18 protein-coding genes are annotated in these 17,370 nt (G+C 74.5%); 10 read left to right on the top strand and 8 right to left on the bottom strand.

Annotation, left to right across the window (positions count from 1 at the left end; all coding sequences use genetic code 11):
* The first annotated feature begins 106 nt into the window (after positions 1-106).
* The 4 genes from ACIP37_RS12960 to ACIP37_RS12945 all read left to right on the top strand — a co-directional run bounded on the left by ACIP37_RS12960 (position 107) and on the right by ACIP37_RS12945 (position 4,571).
* Complete coding sequence (locus tag ACIP37_RS12960) at positions 107-1,231, top strand: DegT/DnrJ/EryC1/StrS family aminotransferase (protein ID WP_400843765.1); 1,125 nt, start codon at positions 107-109, stop codon at positions 1,229-1,231.
* A gap of 96 nt (positions 1,232-1,327) precedes the next feature.
* Positions 1,328-2,272, top strand: a complete 945-nt coding sequence (locus ACIP37_RS12955; RefSeq protein ID WP_400805779.1) for an NAD-dependent epimerase/dehydratase family protein — start codon at positions 1,328-1,330, stop codon at positions 2,270-2,272.
* A gap of 12 nt (positions 2,273-2,284) precedes the next feature.
* Positions 2,285-3,364 carry a hypothetical protein gene (locus ACIP37_RS12950; protein ID WP_363632655.1) on the top strand — a complete coding sequence of 360 codons (1,080 nt, stop codon included), beginning with the start codon at positions 2,285-2,287 and terminating at the stop codon, positions 3,362-3,364.
* 253 nt (positions 3,365-3,617) lie between these two features.
* Positions 3,618-4,571 carry an excalibur calcium-binding domain-containing protein gene (locus ACIP37_RS12945; RefSeq protein WP_363582569.1) on the top strand — a complete coding sequence of 318 codons (954 nt, stop codon included), beginning with the start codon at positions 3,618-3,620 and terminating at the stop codon, positions 4,569-4,571.
* A gap of 92 nt (positions 4,572-4,663) precedes the next feature.
* On the opposite strand, the gene ACIP37_RS12940 is transcribed toward ACIP37_RS12945, so the two are convergent.
* The 4 genes from ACIP37_RS12940 to ACIP37_RS12925 all read right to left on the bottom strand — a co-directional run bounded on the left by ACIP37_RS12940 (position 4,664) and on the right by ACIP37_RS12925 (position 8,140).
* A complete protein-coding gene (locus ACIP37_RS12940; RefSeq protein WP_400805782.1) occupies positions 4,664-5,413 on the bottom strand; it encodes a polysaccharide deacetylase family protein in 750 nt (249 codons plus the stop codon).
* Between the two features lie 5 nt (positions 5,414-5,418).
* A complete protein-coding gene (locus tag ACIP37_RS12935) occupies positions 5,419-6,150 on the bottom strand; it encodes an SDR family oxidoreductase (protein ID WP_244293554.1) in 732 nt (243 codons plus the stop codon).
* Between the two features lie 135 nt (positions 6,151-6,285).
* A complete protein-coding gene (locus ACIP37_RS12930) occupies positions 6,286-7,218 on the bottom strand; it encodes a hypothetical protein (protein WP_400843761.1) in 933 nt (310 codons plus the stop codon).
* 118 nt (positions 7,219-7,336) lie between these two features.
* Positions 7,337-8,140: an SAM-dependent methyltransferase gene (locus ACIP37_RS12925; protein WP_400805788.1), complete on the bottom strand. Its 804-nt coding sequence runs from the start codon at positions 8,138-8,140 to the stop codon at positions 7,337-7,339.
* A gap of 224 nt (positions 8,141-8,364) precedes the next feature.
* Between ACIP37_RS12925 and ACIP37_RS12920 the strand changes: the two genes are divergently transcribed.
* Complete coding sequence (locus tag ACIP37_RS12920; RefSeq protein ID WP_400805791.1) at positions 8,365-9,039, top strand: RNA polymerase sigma factor; 675 nt, start codon at positions 8,365-8,367, stop codon at positions 9,037-9,039.
* A 95-nt stretch (positions 9,040-9,134) separates the two neighbouring features.
* Positions 9,135-9,791, top strand: a complete 657-nt coding sequence (locus ACIP37_RS12915; RefSeq protein WP_363617176.1) for a hypothetical protein — start codon at positions 9,135-9,137, stop codon at positions 9,789-9,791.
* A gap of 30 nt (positions 9,792-9,821) precedes the next feature.
* On the opposite strand, the gene ACIP37_RS12910 is transcribed toward ACIP37_RS12915, so the two are convergent.
* The 4 genes from ACIP37_RS12910 to ACIP37_RS12895 form a co-directional block, all read right to left on the bottom strand.
* Positions 9,822-11,564, bottom strand: a complete 1,743-nt coding sequence (locus tag ACIP37_RS12910) for a condensation domain-containing protein (RefSeq protein ID WP_400805794.1) — start codon at positions 11,562-11,564, stop codon at positions 9,822-9,824.
* A gap of 158 nt (positions 11,565-11,722) precedes the next feature.
* Positions 11,723-12,502 carry a hypothetical protein gene (locus tag ACIP37_RS12905; RefSeq protein WP_400332960.1) on the bottom strand — a complete coding sequence of 260 codons (780 nt, stop codon included), beginning with the start codon at positions 12,500-12,502 and terminating at the stop codon, positions 11,723-11,725.
* Positions 12,503-12,506: 4 nt separating this feature from the next.
* Complete coding sequence (locus ACIP37_RS12900; RefSeq protein ID WP_079136143.1) at positions 12,507-12,797, bottom strand: phosphopantetheine-binding protein; 291 nt, start codon at positions 12,795-12,797, stop codon at positions 12,507-12,509.
* A 69-nt stretch (positions 12,798-12,866) separates the two neighbouring features.
* Entirely contained in the window at positions 12,867-13,799 is a 933-nt protein-coding gene (locus ACIP37_RS12895; protein WP_363582555.1) for a 3-oxoacyl-[acyl-carrier-protein] synthase III C-terminal domain-containing protein, read from the bottom strand.
* Between the two features lie 145 nt (positions 13,800-13,944).
* Between ACIP37_RS12895 and ACIP37_RS12890 the strand changes: the two genes are divergently transcribed.
* The 4 genes from ACIP37_RS12890 (at position 13,945) to ACIP37_RS12875 (ending at position 17,366) form a co-directional block, all read left to right on the top strand.
* Positions 13,945-14,268: a hypothetical protein gene (locus ACIP37_RS12890; protein WP_363632651.1), complete on the top strand. Its 324-nt coding sequence runs from the start codon at positions 13,945-13,947 to the stop codon at positions 14,266-14,268.
* Entirely contained in the window at positions 14,265-15,458 is a 1,194-nt protein-coding gene (locus ACIP37_RS12885) for a glycosyltransferase (protein ID WP_400805795.1), read from the top strand. Before ACIP37_RS12890 ends, ACIP37_RS12885 begins: the two co-directional genes overlap by 4 nt.
* A gap of 146 nt (positions 15,459-15,604) precedes the next feature.
* Positions 15,605-16,579, top strand: a complete 975-nt coding sequence (locus tag ACIP37_RS12880) for an ATP-binding cassette domain-containing protein (protein WP_363582550.1) — start codon at positions 15,605-15,607, stop codon at positions 16,577-16,579.
* 22 nt (positions 16,580-16,601) lie between these two features.
* Entirely contained in the window at positions 16,602-17,366 is a 765-nt protein-coding gene (locus ACIP37_RS12875; RefSeq protein ID WP_363582548.1) for an ABC transporter permease, read from the top strand.
* Positions 17,367-17,370: the final 4 nt, after the last annotated feature.

Here is a 17,370-nt window from a genome sequence, read left to right as displayed (position 1 = left end):
GCCCGGCGGGCGAAGTAGCGTGATGTGCCGGGCCCGACACTTTTCGTACGGTTCGGACCCATCTGACCCGATCGGTGCTGACCCCAGCCCGCCGCCGGAGGTGCCCATGGGCGTTCCAGCCGCCCGCATCGTGTTCGACGAATCCGACCGCGCGGCCGTCGCCGAGGCGGTGATCGAGATGCTCACCACCGGCGCCCTCACCCTGGGCCCGTGGACCGAGCGCTTGGAGCAGGCCTTCGCCGCCGAGCACGGCGCCTCGCACGCCGTCGCGGTGAGCAGCGGCACCGCGGCGCTGGAGGTGATCCTGCGCACGGTCGACGTCCGGGGCCGCGACGTCGTCGTACCGGCCGTCACCTTCTACGCGACCGCCGGCGCCGTCCTGCACGCCGGCGGGCGCCCGGTGATCACCGACGTCGACCCGGCCACCCTGGCGCTCTCCCCCGAGACGCTGGAGGCGGCCCTCACCCCGGATACCGCAGCCGTCGTACTCGTCCACATCGGCGGACTGATCACCCCCCGGGTCGAGGAGCTGCGCGCGCTCTGCGACCGGCACGGCGTCCCGCTGGTCGAGGACGCCGCACACGCCCACGGCAGCAGCCTCGACGGGCGCTGCGCCGGGACGTTCGGCCTGGCCGGGGCCTTCTCGTTCTACCCGACCAAGGTCACCACCAGCGGCGAGGGCGGCCTGATCCTCACCGAGTCGCCCGAGCTGCGCGACGAGGCCCGCACCTACCGCGACCAGGGCAAGGGCTCCTTCACCACCAACCACCACGTCCGGCTCGGCCACGCCTGGCGGATGAGCGAGCTCGGCGCGGCCGTCGGCGCCGTGCACCTGCGCCGGCTCAAGGAGTTCATCGAGACCCGCCGGGCCGTCGCCCGCCGCTACGACGAGGCGCTGGCCGGGCTCGACGGCCTGGAGCCGGTGCTCGAACCGTCCGGCTGCCGCGGCAACTACTACAAGTACGTGGCGCTGCTGCCGCCCGGGGTGGAGCGCGCCGCGTTCAAGCGGGCGGTCGCCGAGGAGTACGGCGTGCGGCTTTCCGGCGAGGTGTACGACCTGCCGCTGCACCTGCAACCCGTCCTCGCCCCCTACCGGCGCGGGCCGCTGCCGGTCGCCGAGGACGTCTGCGCGCGGCAGGTGTGCCTGCCGGTGCACTCCGACATGACCGGGGACGAGACGGAGCAGGTCATCGAGGCCGTCTCGGCGGTGCACCGGAGACTCGCCGGATAGCCGGGGCGGGGTCGACCCAACCAGGCGGGCGCGCCGAGGCGCTCGACACGGAGTGCGAGAAGGCGCTCGACACGGAGCCCGACAAGGAGAGAGATCGTGCGGATAGCCGTCACCGGGGGATGCGGATTCATCGGGTCACACGTCGTGGACCACCTGATCGCGGCCGGCCACGACGTCCTCGCGGTGGACACGACCGACAAGTACCTCAACCCCGACGCCGAACACGCCCGGCTCGACATCCTCGACCTCGCGGCCCTCACCTCCGCGTTGGCCGGCAGTGAAGTGGTGTACCACCTCGCCGCGATGGCCGACGTCGAACAGGTCTCCGCCGACCCGGTGCGGGCCGTGCGGACCAACATCGACGGCACCGAGGCCGTCCTGGAGGCCGCCCGGCGCAGCGGACTGAGCCGCACCGTGCTGGCGAGCACCGTCTGGGTCTACGGCGCCGCTCTCACCGACGATCAACTCGACGGCGGAGAGCAGGAGTTGGACGAGCACGTGCCGATCGAACTGGAACACAGCGGCCACCTCTACGTGGCCACCAAGCTCGCCGCCGAGATGCTGGTGCACAGCTACCGCGAGCTGTACGGGCAGCACTTCACCATCCTGCGCTACGGCATCCCGTACGGGCCCCGGATGCGCGACGAGCTGGTCGTCGCCCGGTTCGTCCAGGCCGCGCTCACCGGGCGGCCGATCACCATCGCCGGCGACGGGCGGCAGAGCCGCAACTTCGTCTACGTCGAGGACCTCGCCGACGCCCACGTCCGGGCCCTGTCCCCCGCCGCCGAGGACCGGACCTTCGCCCTGGAGGGCTCCACCGCCGTCTCGGTGCGCGACATCGCCGACACCGTCGACGACCTGCTGGGGCCGGTCTCGATCGAGCACATCGACGGCCGCAAGGCCGACTACACCGGGCGGCGGATCTCCTGCGCCCAGGCCAAGCGCCTGCTCGGCTGGTCTCCGCACACCAACTTCGCGGACGGCGTGCGGAGTTACGCCGACTGGTACCGGGCCACCGCAGCCGCCTCCGCCGCCTCCTGAGCGGGCCGCCCGATGCCGCACGCCCTGCTCGTCTCCGGCTCCCTAGGCCAGGGCCACGACGTGATGGCCCAGGCCTGCGCCGACACCCTGCGGGCCCGCGGCTGGACCACCCACACGGTCGACGCGATGGCCCTGCTCGGGCAGCGCTCCGGCGCCGCCGGGGAGGCCGTGTTCCGGCGGCTGCTCGACCTGCCCGGCGTGTACGACGCCTTCCACTTCTCGGCGTTGCGGCCCGGCGCCCGGCTCGCGCTGCTCGCCGACGCGGCCGCCCGCAGCCGGCTCGTCCCGGCGCTGCGCCAACTGGTCGCGGCGCAGCGGCCGCAGCTGGTGGTCTCCGTGTTCGCCACCGCCACCTCGGCCGTCAACCGGCTGCCGCGACGGGACTTCCGGCACTTCGTGTTCTGCACCGATGTGACGCCGCACCGGCTCTGGGTGCAGGAGGGCACCGACCTCTTCCTGGTCACCTCCGAGGTCGCCGCCTGCGCCGTGCGCCGCTACCGGCCGGACGCCGCCGTCACCGTCCTGCCCGCTCCGCTGCGGGAACCGTTCTACCGGCCGCCCGGCCGGGCCGAGGCGCGTGCCGAACTGGGCGTCCCGGCGGGCGGGCGGTGCGTGCTGCTGATGTCCGGCGCCTGGGGGCTCGGGCCGCTCGCCCGCACCGCCGCCTCGCTCGCCGCCGCCGGTCCGCACGTGCTCGCCGTCGCCGGGCGCAACCGGGAACTGGAACGGCGGCTGCGGGCCGCCGCCCGCCGGGAGCCGCGCCTGCACCCCTTCGGCTACACCGACCGGGTCCCCGCCCTGATGGCCGCCGCCGACCTCGTCGTCACCAGCTCCGGCGACACCTGCAGCGAGGCCCGCGCCCTCGGGCGGCGGCTGCTGCTGCTCGACGTCGTCCAGGGCCACGGCCGCGACAACCTCCAGCACGAGCTGGAACTCGGCCACGCCGACGTCGCCTCCGCGCACCCCGCCGAGGTGGTCCGCAACGCCCTCGCCGCCCTCGCCCGCCCAGCGCCCACCCCCTCCCCCGGCGCCACCCCGGAGCGCTGGCGCACCGGGTTCACCGCGGCCCTGGCGCAGGTGGGGCTGGCGTAGCCGAGCGCCGGGGCGAGCCATACGGGAGTCCCGGCCGGGGTGGAGCCGTGCACCCGGGCGGGGGCCGGGGCCGGAGTTCGCTACCTGGCGCATACCTGTTCCATACGAGTCCTTTACACTCTCCGAAGCCTCCGGACGGCCCCGGACAGCGGCCTCGCCCGCCGGCAGCGGCGGCCGTCCAGCCCAGGCCGGAGCACCCACCCCGGGGTGCCGCTCTCCCCGGGGACACACTCCTGCTCGAAGGAACCCCCTCGTGACCCCCGACCCGCACCGGCCGCCCGGGCCCCAGGCCGTACCGCCCCGCACCACGGCCAACCGGCTCGTCCGAGCCGCCACCCTGCTGTTCGTACCGCCGCTCGCCGCGATCTGGCTGTGGCGCTCCCGCCGCCTGCACGTCGCCGCCAAGGTGGCGCTGACCTTCTGCTGCCTGATCGGCTCGCTCTTCTGGTTGGGCGTCATCACGGGGCCGAAGCCGGAGAAGGCGCAGCCGGTCGCGGCCCCGGCGACGACCGCCGCTCCGGCTCCGACCGCTACGGCTACGGCTACGGCTACGGCCACGACGGCGGCCACCCCGGCCGACGCCGGGTCCCCGACGCCGGCCCTGAGCGCGACTCCGACTCCGAGCGCGACTCCCACTCCCACTCCGACTCCGAGCGCCGTGTCGGGTGTCATGCCCGACGTCGCCCAGCACACCGCCGGGGAGGCGCGTGCCCTACTGGTGGCGGCCGGTGTCGCAGCCGACCGGATCCAGGAGCACAGCCGCTACCTGGACCTAGCGCTGCCCGCCGACCACGACGCCTGGGTGGTGTGCGCGAACGTGCTCCAGCCCGGGAGCAAGCTGTACCCGGCGGCCTCTCCCGCGCTCCAGCTGGTGAAGCCGGGGGCTTCGTGCCCGGCGGACCGGTACGCGGCGCTCTACGCGGACGAACGCAACGACCCGTCCAGCCCGAACCACCAGGGCAACGCCGGCGGCAGTTCCACTGGCGGGTCGTCGGGCGGAACGTCGGGCGGAACGTCAGGCGGGGGCTCGGACGCGAACTCGGACGGGGCGTCGGGTGGCGGTTCCCAGGGCGGTGCCGGCGGCAGCGCCTACTACAAGAACTGCGACGCGGTGAAGGCCGCCGGCAAGGCCCCCCTGCACCGGGGCGACCCCGGGTACCGATCCGGCCTGGACCGCGACAACGACGGCGTCGCCTGCGAACGCTAGAAGACGCCGAGCAACGCCACACGGCGAAGCCCCGCCTCGGTCGAGGCGGGGCTTCGCCGTCCGCCCGGCGCTCGGCGGCGGGCGCGATGCCGTCAGCCGCGGGCGGCCCCCGGGACGGCGTGGTCGCGGAGCGGGCCGAGGGTGAGGGAGTGGGCGCGGCAGTGGCCGGCGATCAGCGGAAGGGCGGCGAGGGTGGCCCGCCAGGAGTCGGGGGCGGAGGTGCAGTCGGAGTCGTGCAGGAGGAGGGTCGCGCCGCCGGTGAGGCCGGGGCGGGCGGTCGCGTAGACGGAGGCCCCGGTCGCCTCCGCCGTCCAGTCCCGGCCCCAGGCCGTCCACAGCACCGGGCGCAGGCCCAGCCGCCGGGCGGCCAGGGCCGGGCCCGCCGTCAGCACCCCGTACGGCGGGCGGTACCAGTGCGGGCGCACCCCGCACAGCGCGGTCACCGCCTCGGTCGCGTGGCGCAGTTCGCGCAGGTCACGGGCCGGGGCCGGGTACCACTGCGGCCGGTGGTGCCAGCCGTGGACGGCCACCTCGTGGCCGCGCAGCACCAGCTCCCGGCCGAGGGCGGGGGCGCGCTCCAGCATCGAGCCCAGCAGGAAGAAGGTGGCCCGGACACCGCCCAGCGCGTCCAGCGCGTCCAGGATCTCCGGGGTGCTGCGCGGGTCGGGGCCGTCGTCGAAGGTCAGGGCGACGTGGTGCGGGTCGGCGCCGTGGCCGGCGGTTCGGCGGGCCAGCGTGCGGCGCAGCGCCGGGAGGCGCACCGCCGCCGGGGCCAGGTGCCCGAACTCCGCCGCAGCCGCCGTCACGGTCGCCGTCGCGAGCACCCGGGTGGCCGTGTTCACCGGGCTCACCCGAAGCGGGAGGCCATGCGCCGGAACACGCCCGGTGCCACGCCGTGGATCCGGGCCGGGAAGCCGAGCCAGTGCGGCACGAAGAGCCGGTCGCGCCCGGTGGTGATGGTCGCGACCACGGTGTCGGCGACCCGCTCCGCCGGGACGGGCCGTGGCCGCTCCCGCTGGTAGGGGGTGCCGCGCCGGTCGAAGAACGGGGTGTCCACCGGGCCCGGCAGCACCAGGCGCACCCCCACCCCGGTGCCGCGCAGCTCGTACCAGAGGCTCTCCGCGAACATCGCCAGCCCGCCCTTGGTCGCCGCGTACCCCGACTCGTCGCGCACGCCGACCTGGCCGGCCATCGAGCCGAGCAGCACGATCCGGCCCCGGCGGCGCTCCAGCATGCCCGGCAGGAGCAGGCGGACCAGCCGCAGCGGGGCGGCGAAGTTGACCTCGATCATCCGGTCCAGGACGTCCGAGGGGGTGTCCGCGAATGGTCCGCGCCACCCCAGGCCCGCACTGGCGACCAGCGCGTCCACCCGGCCGGCCTCCGCGAGGGCCGCCTCCGCGAGCCGGCTCGGGCCGTCCGGCTTGCTCAGGTCCTCGGGCAGGACGCGGCCGCCGGTCCGGGCGGCGACCTCGTCCAGGCGGGCGCCGTCCGTACCGGACAGCAGGGTCCGCCAGCCGGCGTCGGCCAGGCGGACGGCCGTGGCCAGGCCGATGCCGGAGGACGCGCCGGTGACGAGCACGACCGGAGGGTCGGCGGGCCCCGGCCGTCGGGGGCCCGGCTGGGCTTCGTCCGCCATCGCGCACCTGCCGCTCCGTGGGCGTGTCACCGTCCGATTTGTCCGGCAAGTCACCTTCGCACGGCGGCGCCACCCGGGCTACCGGGGCGGGACGGCCGGCTCCGCGTCCGCCTCCGGGCCCGGGCCCGGGCCCGGTTCAGGGCCCCGGTCCGCCGAGCCCGGCCGCGCGGCGGCCACCTCCGCGGACTGCCCCTCCAACTCCCCGAACCTGGACAGCAGGAAGGTGCCGCCCACCGCCACCGCGAAGCCCGCCAGCGCGCACCACTCGAACCCCGGACGCGCCGCGTCGCCCAGCGCCGCCACGCCCACCAGCGCCGGGCCGAAGGTCTCGGCGACCGTCCCGGCGGCGGTCGCGGCCGTGACCGTGCCGCGCTGAAGCGCCAGCGCGTACGCCAGGTAGCCGCCGAGGCCGCCCACCGCGAGCGCGTACGCCGCCGGGTCGGTGAGGACGGTGACCAGGCTCGACGCGTCCATCACCCGCACCGCCAGGCTCGTCACCCCGAACCCCACCCCCGCCAGCTGCCCCAGGCCGGCCGCCGCCACGGTACCGGCCCGGCGCACCAGGACGAGGGTCAGCAGCAGCATCACGGCGGTCGTCGCGAGCAGCGCCCAGTGGAACAGCGGCGGGGCGTGCTCCCGGCCCTCCCGGCCCGACCCCGACGCCAGCAGCGTCAGGCCGACCACCACGGCGACGATTCCCGTCACGTCCCCCCGGCGCAGCCGCGCCCCGAGCAGCCGGACGGCGGCGAGCGCCGTCACGGCCAGGCTCGCGTTGGTGACGGCCTGCACGAGGAACAGGGGCAGGCTGCGCAGCGCCACGATGCTCAGCGCGAAACCGACGATGTCCAGCACCGTGCCGAGCAGGAACTCCCACGACCGCGCCAGCGCGGCCAGCAGCCCCGCCCGCACCCGGTCCGCCTGCGGCGCCGACCGCGCCCCGCGCGCCTGGAACACCGCCCCGAACCCGAAGCACACGGTCGCGACCAAGGCGGTGGTGAGTCCCAGCAGCATGCCTCTCCCAGCCTCACGGGCAGCATCGATCCACCACCAGTCTGTCCCCGGGACGGCGGGGCCGCACGGGTGGAGGGGGTTGGGTGGCGACCGGGCGGGGGCGACCGGGCGGGCGGGGTCAGGGCTTGAGCGCCACGGCCGCGTAGGCGGCGGCGTCGGGGGCGGTGGCCGGCGGGTCGGTGGGGGTGGGCCGCCAGTGGGGGGTGGGGACGGTACCGGGGGCGATGAGGCTCCAGCCGTCGAAGAAGCGGGTGAACTCGGGGAGCGTGCGGGCCTGGGCGGCGGTGCCGGCGGATTCGTAGATCCGGACCAGGCCGGCGATCTCGGTCGGGGCGAAGTCGGGGGTGACATGGGTCATCACCAGGGCGCTGCCGGGGGCGAGGGCCGCTTTGAGGTGCTCGACGAGCTCGTGGGCGCCACGGGTGTCGGGGACGAAGTGCAGGAGGGCGTTGAGGGAGAGCGCGACGGGCCGGGTGAGGTCGATGGTGTCGCGCAGGCCGGGCGAGGCGAGGAGGCGGGCGGGGTCGGTGACGTCGGCCTCGACGTAGGCGGTGCGGCCTTCGGGGGTGCCGGTGAGCAGCGCCTGGGCGTGTGAGAGCACGATCGGGTCGTTGTCGGCGTAGACGACGCGGGCGCACGGTTCGACGCTCTGGGCGACCTCGTGGAGGTTGGGCGGGGTGGGGATGCCGGTGCCGATGTCGAGGAACTGGTCGATGCCGGCCCGGGCGAGGGCGCGGGTAGAACGGTGGACGAAGGACCGGTTGGCGCGGGCGGCGACGCGCAGCCAGGGTGCGACCGCGAGGGCGTGCCCGGCGGCCTCGCGGTCGGCGGCGAAGTTGGTGAAGCCGCCGAGGTAGTAGTCGTACATCCGGGCCGAGTGCGGCATGTTGAGCCGCAGGTCGACTCCGTCGTAGAGGCTCATCGCGTTCCCCCTCGGCGTCGCGGACACCTGTCGATTGGTGCCCACCGTATCCGGAGGTCGAGCGCGGACCGCCGCGCTCCAACCAGTCGGGCGATCCCATGGGATGACGATCTGTATTCGGGATGCGGCCTGGAGTGACGAGCCGGATGGACTGAGGATGGGCGCAGACAGCCCGAACCTCGAGTGGCCCGCCGAGCTGCCGGCGGCCACGGAAAGCAGGCTCGATGACGATCGACAGGGACGCCCCCGTGCGCGGGTACCGGGGAGGGCCGACGCTGGAGCGCGCCGACGGCGCGGAGTCGGACCGGGAGGCCGGTGGCGACCTCGGCCTGCGGCTGGACCTCACCTACGCGTCGTTCTGCGAGACCCATGAACCCGCTTGGCACGCTCTCGCGTTGACCAGGATAGGCGGCCAGGCGGACGCCGCACTGGTGGTCGAGGCCGTGAAGGCGGACCTGGCCCGCTGCTGGCCTCAGGTGCTGCGGTTCGAGGAGCCGGCCGCGTACGCCTGGCGGTTGGCGAACCGGCACGTCTCGGACTGGATGTCCGCCGAGGAACCGGTGGCGGTGGAGGCCGTCACCTTCGCCGCGGTGATCGGCGCGTTCAAGCAGGTCGCGAACGGGCTGCTGCACAGCGAGGCGGACGAGGTGCGGCTGTACGCGGCGATCCTCGAACTCCCGGACCGACAACGGGATGTGATCATCCTGCGGTACCTGCTGGGCCTGCACGTCAAGGTGATCGCGGCCTACCTGGGGCGGCCGGTGGCGACGGTGCACTCCAACCTGCGGCACGCGCGGGAGCGACTGGCGCGCCGGCTCGGCGTGGGCGAACTGCCCGACCGCTCGGGCGAACCGGCCGACCGAGCGGGTGAACTGCCGGACCACGCGGGTCAGCTGTGACGCCCGGGCAGGAAGCGGACCCGCCCGACGGGGCGGGCACGAGCGACAGGACGGGTACGAGCGGCGAGGCGGGTACGAGCGGCGGGGGGCGTGCGGTGGTCCACGTGCCCCGGCCGGAGCGCGCGCACGCCGAGCGCATCGCAGCACTGCGCCAGGCCCGGCTCACGGCCGCGCCGACACACCTTCCGTCGGAGTTCGAGCAGGCCGCCTTCGAACTGGGCCTGGTGGTGGCCCTGGTACTGGGCGCACCGGACGCCTCCCGGGGGCTCGACCTCCTGGTGAACGCCCGCCGGATCCAACCCGAGGGCGCGGAGGTGTTCGCCGCGCTGCTCTACGCGACCGGGAGGGAGGAGGGCGCCGAGTTCTGGTGGCGCTTCGCCGCCGGATCGGGCTGCGGCACGGCGGCGTACTGCCTGCACCTGCACCATCTGAAGCTCGGCGAGAACGACGACGCCGACTACTGGCGGGCCTGGTCGGACCAGCTGGCGGCGGCCGGACGCCCCTCCGGGCCGATGCCGTTGCGGATGACCAGGCCGCTACTGCCGGACGACGTGCGGCGCGACATCCTGTCCCGGGTCCACCACGGGCTGGCGCCGCAACTGCCGCCGCGGCTGGTCGCGGTGATCGACCGGCTGCCGTTGCAGGGCGACGAGGACGAGGAGGAGGTGCCGAGCCCGTGGGGGCTCACCTCGGGGGCGACCTCGGCGTGTTCGTGGGATGTCCGGTGGGACGGCGAGGACCCGTTGGAGTGAGCCCGCCCGCGCCTGCCCGCACTCCCCCGTTCAGGTGAGCACCGCCTGCCGGGCCGCGATGTCCGGGTCGCGGCCGCCGCCGGAGGTGACGGCCTCCGCCCCGGAGCCGGTGTGCCGGACGACGTAGTGGTGCGGCGCCATCGCCGTGTCGCGGCCGGGCAGAGCGGCGACCACCGCGTGGTGGGCGACGGCCGGGGTGAGTTCGCGGTCCGCGCTGGTCAGCCTGGCGGTCAGCCTTCCCTCGTCCAGCGCCAGCTCGATCTCCGCCCGCGCGCCGAGGGCGGCCTCCAGCAGGTCGCGAACGGCGGCCAGGTCGATCCAGGAGCCGTCGACCAGGTGCCACTCCCCGCTCCGGTCGGGGGTCGGCACGCCGCCGACGCCGGGCAGGGCGTCGAGCGGCACGGGCCCGCGGGCGGCGGCGGCCAGGACGGCGAGCAGCGCCCGCGCGAACCGGTCGGTCTCGTCCGGGTCCAGCACCTGCGGGCAGCTGATCAGGGCGAAGTCGAGGCTGCCGCTGATCCGCAGGATGGTGAACATCAGCCGGACCGGCAGCTGTGGGGCGGGCAGCCGGGTCAGTTCGGGGTCGGCGGTCGCGGCGGGTTGGGCGTCGGCGACGGCGGCGGGGATGGTCAGGCTCAGGTCGTTGACCACGACGTGGCGGGGGAACCGGCTGCCGCGCAGGTGGGCGCAGTCCTCGATGAGCCGCCAGACCTGTTCGGCGTCCAGGGTGCTGTGCCAGTAGGCGCTCAGCGAGGCCGCCTTGGCCCGGCCGATCAGCTGGTCGAGGTCGGCAGTCCCGGTGTCGAGCAGGATCAGGGCGTCCTGCGCCAGGGTGCCGACGTGGTCGACCAGGGCGGCGCGCTGACGGTTCGCGGAGAGCGCCGAGAGCGCCAGCCCGGTGCGGCCCGACCGGTGCGCGACGAGCGCGGCGAAGGCGGCGAGCAGGACGACGGACGGGCTCGCGCCGGTGCGGCGGCAGACGGCGGCGAGGTCCTCGGCGGCGGTGCGGGAGCGGACCAGGACGGCGGAGAGGTCGTGCGGGGGGCCGGTGATCCGCGCGTCGGCGAACACCACCTGCGGGCCCGCGGCGAGGCTGCGGGCCCAGTACCGCAGGGCGGCGGCCGACCTGCGGCGGCCCTGCGCGCTCCGTTCCGCGTCCGCGATCCGCAGCGGGGTCGGGGCGGTGACCGGCGGGAGGTCCTTGCCGGCGGCGAGGTCCAGCCAGTCCTGGATCAGCAGCACGGTGGCAGCGCCGTCGGCCCCCGCGTGGCAGACCACCGCGACCAGCCGCAGCAGTCGCTCCCCGTCCGTGACGAGGGTGAAGCGCAGCCGCGGGGCGGCCGCCAGGTCGAACGGAACGGCGACGTCGGCCCGACCCAACTCAGCTGCGAGCGCGTCCAGTTGGGGGTCGCTGCGGTCGCCCGCCTCGATCACGGCGACGGTGAACCGGCCTTCCGGGTGCACCACCTGGCGCTCCGGGAAGCCGTCCGCGCCGGGGCCGGCGGGGAAGGATGTGCGCAGCGACTCGTGCCGTTCGACGAGTCGGCGCAGGGCGGCCAGCCCGGCCGCCACCGAGGTGCCGTCCGGGACGGGCCAGAGCGAATCCTTGTTGATCTGCTCGGGGGCATCGCGCCCGATGCACCGGATCATGTTGTCCTGGCCGAGCGTGAGCGGCCCCGAATCGACAGCCGCACCACCGGCCGAGTCGTCGGCCGAGGCCGCGTACCGGACCTCGATCCGTCTACTGGTCTGTGTCTCGCCGTACGGGGTCACGTCGTACGCGCCTTTCGGCTCGCCGGGGAAGGGTTCAGCGGGGTGCGATCGGGACGCTACCAGCGACCTCGCACGCTGGTCCAGACCAATCGTTCACCTAACCGATGATTCGCCAATTCCTGTGTGAGACAAGAGAGTTGGCATGAACCGAACCATGACTACGGAAGGGTCAACGCGCTCAGCACGCCGAGCCTGCGGTCCAGGTCGGCGACCAGGACGGGGCGCCCCTGCGCCCGCCAGGCGGGCAGCTGCTCGGCGAGCTCCGCCCAGGCCCCGGTGAACGGCTGGGCCGCCGAGCCCTCGGCACCGGCCAGCCCGGGGCCGAGCACGAGCGCCGGGTCGGGCCCCAGCTCGGCGGCCCGGGCCCGCACCACCGCATCCGGCAGCTCGGCACCGGGCATCTGGTGGACGGTCATGTCAGGCCCGGGGGCCTCCTCGCAGACCAGCACCACCACACCGTGCCGCTCCGGCAGCGCCACCGGCGCGGCCGGCTCGTGGTGCAGCGCGGTCTGCTCGGCGAGCACCACGACCGCCCGGCGGCAGGATCCGGTGCGGTGGTAGTCGACCGCGAGGCGCAGCGCGGTGAAGGCCGCGGCGACGCCCTGGTCGCAGACCGCGAAGGCGAGCGGCGTGCCCGGACAGGATCGGCTGAGCGCCAGCGAGGACGGCGCACCCGGTCGGACGTCCGGGGTGTCGAAGGCCAGGATCAGCAGGTCGACGGGCTCGTCCTCGGCGAGCGCCTCGCGCACCAGGCCGGCGGCCAGCTCCTCGTAGGAGTGGCCGACGCCCTCGCTCAGCAGGTCCTCGCGCAGCGGCAGGCCGTAGGGGCGGACGAGGTCGGAGACGAACACCCGCAGGTCCGGGTGGAGCGAGGCCTCCGAGCGGCCGTCGAAGCGCCGCGCGAGCGCCCGGGTGATCCGCAGGCCGTGGTCGGCCACCCGGTCAGTCCTCGGGGATGACGTGTCCGGCGACGTAGTCGGCCAGCTTGGTGACCGAGCGCAGGTCGTCCTCGGTGATCTGCTCGACGTCCACCTGGATGTCGAGCGACTCCTCCAGCTCCAGGATGAGCTCGATGGTGCCGGCGGAGGTGAGGCCGAGGTCGTCGAAGAGGCAGGCGTTCTCGGGGATCTCGGGCAGTTCGCGCTTGAGGACTCGGGGCAGCAGCTCGCCGATGCCGGTGCGGATCCGCTCGCGCAGCTCGGGGTCAGTGGTCTGGACCACAGGTTCTGACATGGGTGTCCCGTCCCGTCGTACGTGGGAGAGTGGTCTGGCGTGGGAAAGACGGACGAAGCCGACGCTTCGTCAGCAGCGGACCGCCATCGCGGAGAAGGTGGCTCCGACACCGGCGGCGGCGATCAGGTAGTGGTCGCCGCGGCGCAGCAGCCCCCGCGTGGTGGCGGTGTGAAGATTGATGAGGCTGTCCGCAGCGAAACTGTGCCCCACCGACAGCACGTTGTCCAGCACCACCTTGTCGAGCGGATAGCCGATCCGGCGCGCTATCATCCGCCACGACGCCTGGTTGACGTTGTGCGGAAGCACCGCGGCCAGGTCGGAGAGGTCCAGACCGGCCTCGTCCAGGGCGGCCTCGATCGCCTCCACCATCACGTTGGGGTACTCGCGCTGGTAGCGGGCCAGGAGGTCCGCGTCCTCGGCCAGCCGGCCGTCGAACTCCGGGCGCTGGCGCACCGCGAAGGAGAGCACCCGGTGGCGCTCGCCGTCGGCGCTCACCAGACAGGCGGCCGCGCCCTCGGCGAAGATACCGGTCTCGGGCACCACCTGGGCATCCTTGGTGAAGGTCTTCTCGCCCGCCAGGATGAGCGCCAGTGCCCGCGGGTCGGGCTCGGCGGCGAGCAGCCGGCCGGCCAGGTCGATGGCCAGCAGGCCCACCGCGCACGCGTGGTGGGTCACCGTGAAGGCGTTGGCGTGCGCGAGGCCGCGCGGGGCGAGCAGGTCGTGCAGTGGGTTGAGCGGGTAGGGCACCGCCACCGGCATGCTGCGCGCGTGGATCACGAAGCGGACGTCCCGTTCGCGTCCGCGCAGCTCAGGCAGGTTGTCGAGGGCGGAGTCAAGCAGGTCGGGCAGCGTCCCGGACGGGTCCAGGCGGAGCTGGTCCAGTCCGTGGAAGCGGCGGAAGAGTCGAAGTTGACGTGGGGTCAGGCCGATCCGCTCACCAACCGCCTCGATGGGCACGGCGTGCGGGGGGAGGTGAACGGCCACTGCCTCCAGTGCTGTCACGCGGGCTAGTATTCCGACGCCCGCCGGGTCGCACAAGTGATCTCGGGCCCCTTCACCATCGCGTTCGTCTCCGAGGCCGCCGAATCCGCCTCCTGGGCGGGCGCGTTCACCCCCGTGCCGTCGAGCAGGTGGGAGACCCCCTTCGATGTCCGATGCCATTTCTCACACGTCGTCCGACCGTGAACCGCACCGCCCCGCCGCGCCGTTGCACCCCGAGCTGGTCGCGCTGCTGGTCGAGGCCGCCGGAGCGCCGGCCGGCTGGGCCGACCGGCTGACCCCGGACGCCCGGCTGGACGGCGACCTGCTGCTCGACGAGGGCGAACTGGCCGCGCTCGCCGGGCGCCTGCGCGAACGCTTCGGCCCGGCGGCCGACCTGGCCCGGCTGCGCGCCGGGCTGGACCTGGCCGCCCTGGAAGCGCTGACCGTCGCCGACCTGCAGAAACTGATCCCCGAGGAGGGTGCGCGATGACCCGGTTCCTGCTGGTGATGCCCCCGTTGACCGGCCACGTCAATCCCGCGGCGGGCATCGCCGCCGAGTTGACCGCGCGCGGACACGACGTCGCCTGGACCGGCACCGAGTCGGTGCTGCGCCCGCTGCTCGGTCCCGGGGCCCAGGTGCTCGGCACCGGCACCCGGGCGTTCCGGGCGCAGGGCGGGCACGGGCTCGCCGCGCTGCGTTCGCTCTGGGAGGGCTTCATCGTCCCGTACGCGCGGTTCACCGCGAAGCCGCTGGACGCGATCGTGCGGGAGTTCCGGCCGGACGTCCTGCTCGTCGACCAGCACACCCCGGCGGGCGCGCTGGCCGCCCACCGGCACGGCCTGCCGTGGGCGAGCTTCGCGCCCGGGGCGATGGAACTGGGCCGCCCGTACCGGGCGCTGCCGCAGGTGGAGGCCTGGATGACCGGCCTGCTGCGCGGGTTGTGGGAGCGCGCCCGGCTGCCCGTGCAGGAGTACGTGGACCCGCGTTTCTCCCCCGCCCTGGTGCTGGCGACCACCGGTCCCGCGCTGACCGGTGACGACGCGCCGCCCCCGCACCACGCGCTGGTCGGGCCGGTCCACTCCGTTCGGCCGGCCGATCCGGACTTCCCGTGGGAGCGGCTGCTGCCCGGGCGCCGGCGGGTGCTGGTCACCATGGGCACACTGGCCGGCGAGCTGGGCGCGGACTTCCACGCGCGGGCCGCCCGGGCGCTGGAGCTGTGCGGCGACGACGTGCAGCCGGTGTTCGCCGCCCCGCGCGAGCTGCTGCCCGAACTGCCGCCGCAGGCCGTCGCGGTGGACCGGGCGCCGGTGCTGGAGCTGATGGCGCGCGGCGCGCTGGACGCGGTGCTGTGCCACGGCGGGATGAACACCGTCGGCGAGGCCCTGACGCACGGCCTGCCGCTGGTCACCGCACCGATCCGGCACGACCAGCCGTTCGTCGCGGCGCAGGTGGCGGCGGCCGGGGCGGGGCTGCGGGTGCCGTTCGCCCGGGTGACGCCGGAGCGGCTGGCGCGGGCCCTGCGGGCCGTGCTGGACACGGCCGACTACCGGCGCAACGCGGTTCGGGTCGGCGAGGCGCTGCGCGCGGGCGGCGGGGCGGCCACTGCCGCGGACCGGCTGGAGGCCCTGGCGGCCCGAGCCGGGCAGGACTTCCGACAGCCGCTGCCGGGGACCCTGTAGCAGACCGGAAGATCAACGTCCATTGGTCTAGGCCATTGTCTCCGGGCTTGAGTTCGGCCTAGGGTGGCGCCCAGCACCGCCTTCGCAGGTGCCGAGCACCGCCTTCCCAGGTGCCGTGGCAGCCCATCCCCGCACGGGAGTTCCGGTTGATCGAGACCACGGGACTGCGCAAGTCCTATCGCAAGAAGACCTCCCGCAAGAGCGGCGAGAACCCCACCGTCGACGCTGTGCGCGGCATCGACCTGTCCGTCGACGCGGGCGAGATCTACGGTTTCCTCGGGCCCAACGGCGCCGGGAAGACCACCACCCTGCGCATGCTGGCCACCCTGATCCGCCCGGACGGCGGTCAGGCCAGCATCGCCGGGGCCGACCTCTTCACCGACCCGGCCGGTGTACGCCGCCGGATCGGCTACGTCGCCCAGGGCGGCGGCACCACCGACACCGTCAGCGCCCGCGAGGAGCTGGTGCTCCAGGCCCGGATGTACGGCGTCGCCAAGGCGCAGGCCGTCCAGGCCGCCGAGGGCGCGCTCAAGGCCTTCGACCTGGCCGAATTCGGCGACCGCCCGTGCGCCACCTACTCCGGCGGCCAGCGCCGCCGGGTGGACATCGCGCTCGGCGTCATCCACGAGCCCCGGGTGCTGTTCCTGGACGAGCCCACGGTCGGGCTGGACCCGGCCAGCCGGGCGTACGTGTGGGAGGAGATCCGCCGGCTGCGCACCGAGGGCATGACCGTCGTCGTCACCACGCACTACCTCGACGAGGCCGACGCCCTGTGCGACCGGGTCGCGATCGTCGACCACGGCCAGGTGGTGGCCGAGGGCACGCCCGAGGTGCTCAAGCGCGAGATCTCCGGCGACGTCGTGCTGCTCGGGCTGGAGCCCGGAGAGGGCGTCGCCGAGCGGGCCGCCGAGGTGCTGCGCCCGCAGCCGTACCTGCACCGGCTGGAGTTCAGCGGGGAGGACGGACTGCGGCTCTACCTGGAGGACGGCGCGGCGGCCATCCCGCAGCTGCTGCGCGCGCTGGACGGGGCGGGCGTGACGCCCGGCACCGTCCAGCTCCAACGCCCCAGCCTGGACGACGTGTTCCTGGCCCGCACCGGCCGTTCGCTCCAGCAGTCCTGATCCGCCCATTCCTGGGGAGACCATGAAGCTCGCCCGCGACACCTGGCTGGTCTTCCAGCGCCAGGTGCTGCTGATGATCCGCACCCCGATCTGGATCGCCGTCGGGATCATCCAGCCCGTGTTCTACCTGCTGCTGTTCGCCCCGCTGTTGAAGAAGGTGCTCGCCCCCGACGGTGCCAGCAGCTACGCCGACGCCTACCAGGTGTACGTGCCGGGCCTGCTGGCGGTGCTGTGCATCTTCGGCGGGCTGTTCACCGGCTTCAGCCTGCTCGGCGAGCTGAGGGCCGGCATCATCGAGCGCTCCCGGGTGACGCCGGTGAGCCGGCTGGCGCTGCTGCTCGGGCGGGCGCTGCGGGAGATGGTGGCGCTGCTGGTGCAGGCCGTCCTGATCACCCTGATCGCGCTGCCGTTCGGGCTGCGGGTGAGCCCGCTGAACCTGCTGCTCGCCTACCTGCTGCTCGGGCTGCTGGCGCTGATGACCTCGGCGATCTCCTACGGCATCGCGCTGATGGTACCGACGGACGCGGCGATGGCACCGGTGGTGAACACCATCGCGCAGCCGATCGCGCTGCTCTCGGGGGTGCTGCTGCCGCTCACCCTGGCGCCGCACTGGCTGCAGCAGACCGCCAAGTGGAACCCCTTCTACTGGGCGGTGGAGGGCATGCGCGCGCTGTTCTCCGGCCACCTCGGGGACAGTGCGGTGTGGCAGGGCCTGCTGGTCGTCGTGGTGATGACCGTGCTGTCGGTGTACTGGTCGGCCCGGTTGTTCTCCACCCGGGTGCGCTGAGACA

The sequence above is a fragment of the Kitasatospora sp. NPDC088861 genome, assembly GCF_044750105.1.
Taxonomy (GTDB): domain Bacteria; phylum Actinomycetota; class Actinomycetes; order Streptomycetales; family Streptomycetaceae; genus Kitasatospora.
This window is presented reverse-complemented; position numbering and strand designations above follow the sequence as displayed.

Bases quoted from the DNA above. Each gene is read 5' to 3' on its own strand.
- ACIP37_RS12960 (WP_400843765.1), top strand. From the start codon at position 107: ATGGGCGTTCCAGCCGCCCGCATCGTGTTCGACGAATCCGACCGCGCG.
- ACIP37_RS12950 (WP_363632655.1), top strand. From the start codon at position 2,285: ATGCCGCACGCCCTGCTCGTCTCCGGCTCCCTAGGCCAGGGCCACGAC.
- ACIP37_RS12930 (WP_400843761.1), bottom strand. From the start codon at position 7,218: ATGCTGCTGGGACTCACCACCGCCTTGGTCGCGACCGTGTGCTTCGGG.
- ACIP37_RS12925 (WP_400805788.1), bottom strand. From the start codon at position 8,140: ATGAGCCTCTACGACGGAGTCGACCTGCGGCTCAACATGCCGCACTCG.
- ACIP37_RS12920 (WP_400805791.1), top strand. From the start codon at position 8,365: ATGACGATCGACAGGGACGCCCCCGTGCGCGGGTACCGGGGAGGGCCG.
- ACIP37_RS12900 (WP_079136143.1), bottom strand. From the start codon at position 12,797: ATGTCAGAACCTGTGGTCCAGACCACTGACCCCGAGCTGCGCGAGCGG.
- ACIP37_RS12890 (WP_363632651.1), top strand. From the start codon at position 13,945: ATGTCCGATGCCATTTCTCACACGTCGTCCGACCGTGAACCGCACCGC.
- ACIP37_RS12885 (WP_400805795.1), top strand. From the start codon at position 14,265: ATGACCCGGTTCCTGCTGGTGATGCCCCCGTTGACCGGCCACGTCAAT.
- ACIP37_RS12875 (WP_363582548.1), top strand. From the start codon at position 16,602: ATGAAGCTCGCCCGCGACACCTGGCTGGTCTTCCAGCGCCAGGTGCTG.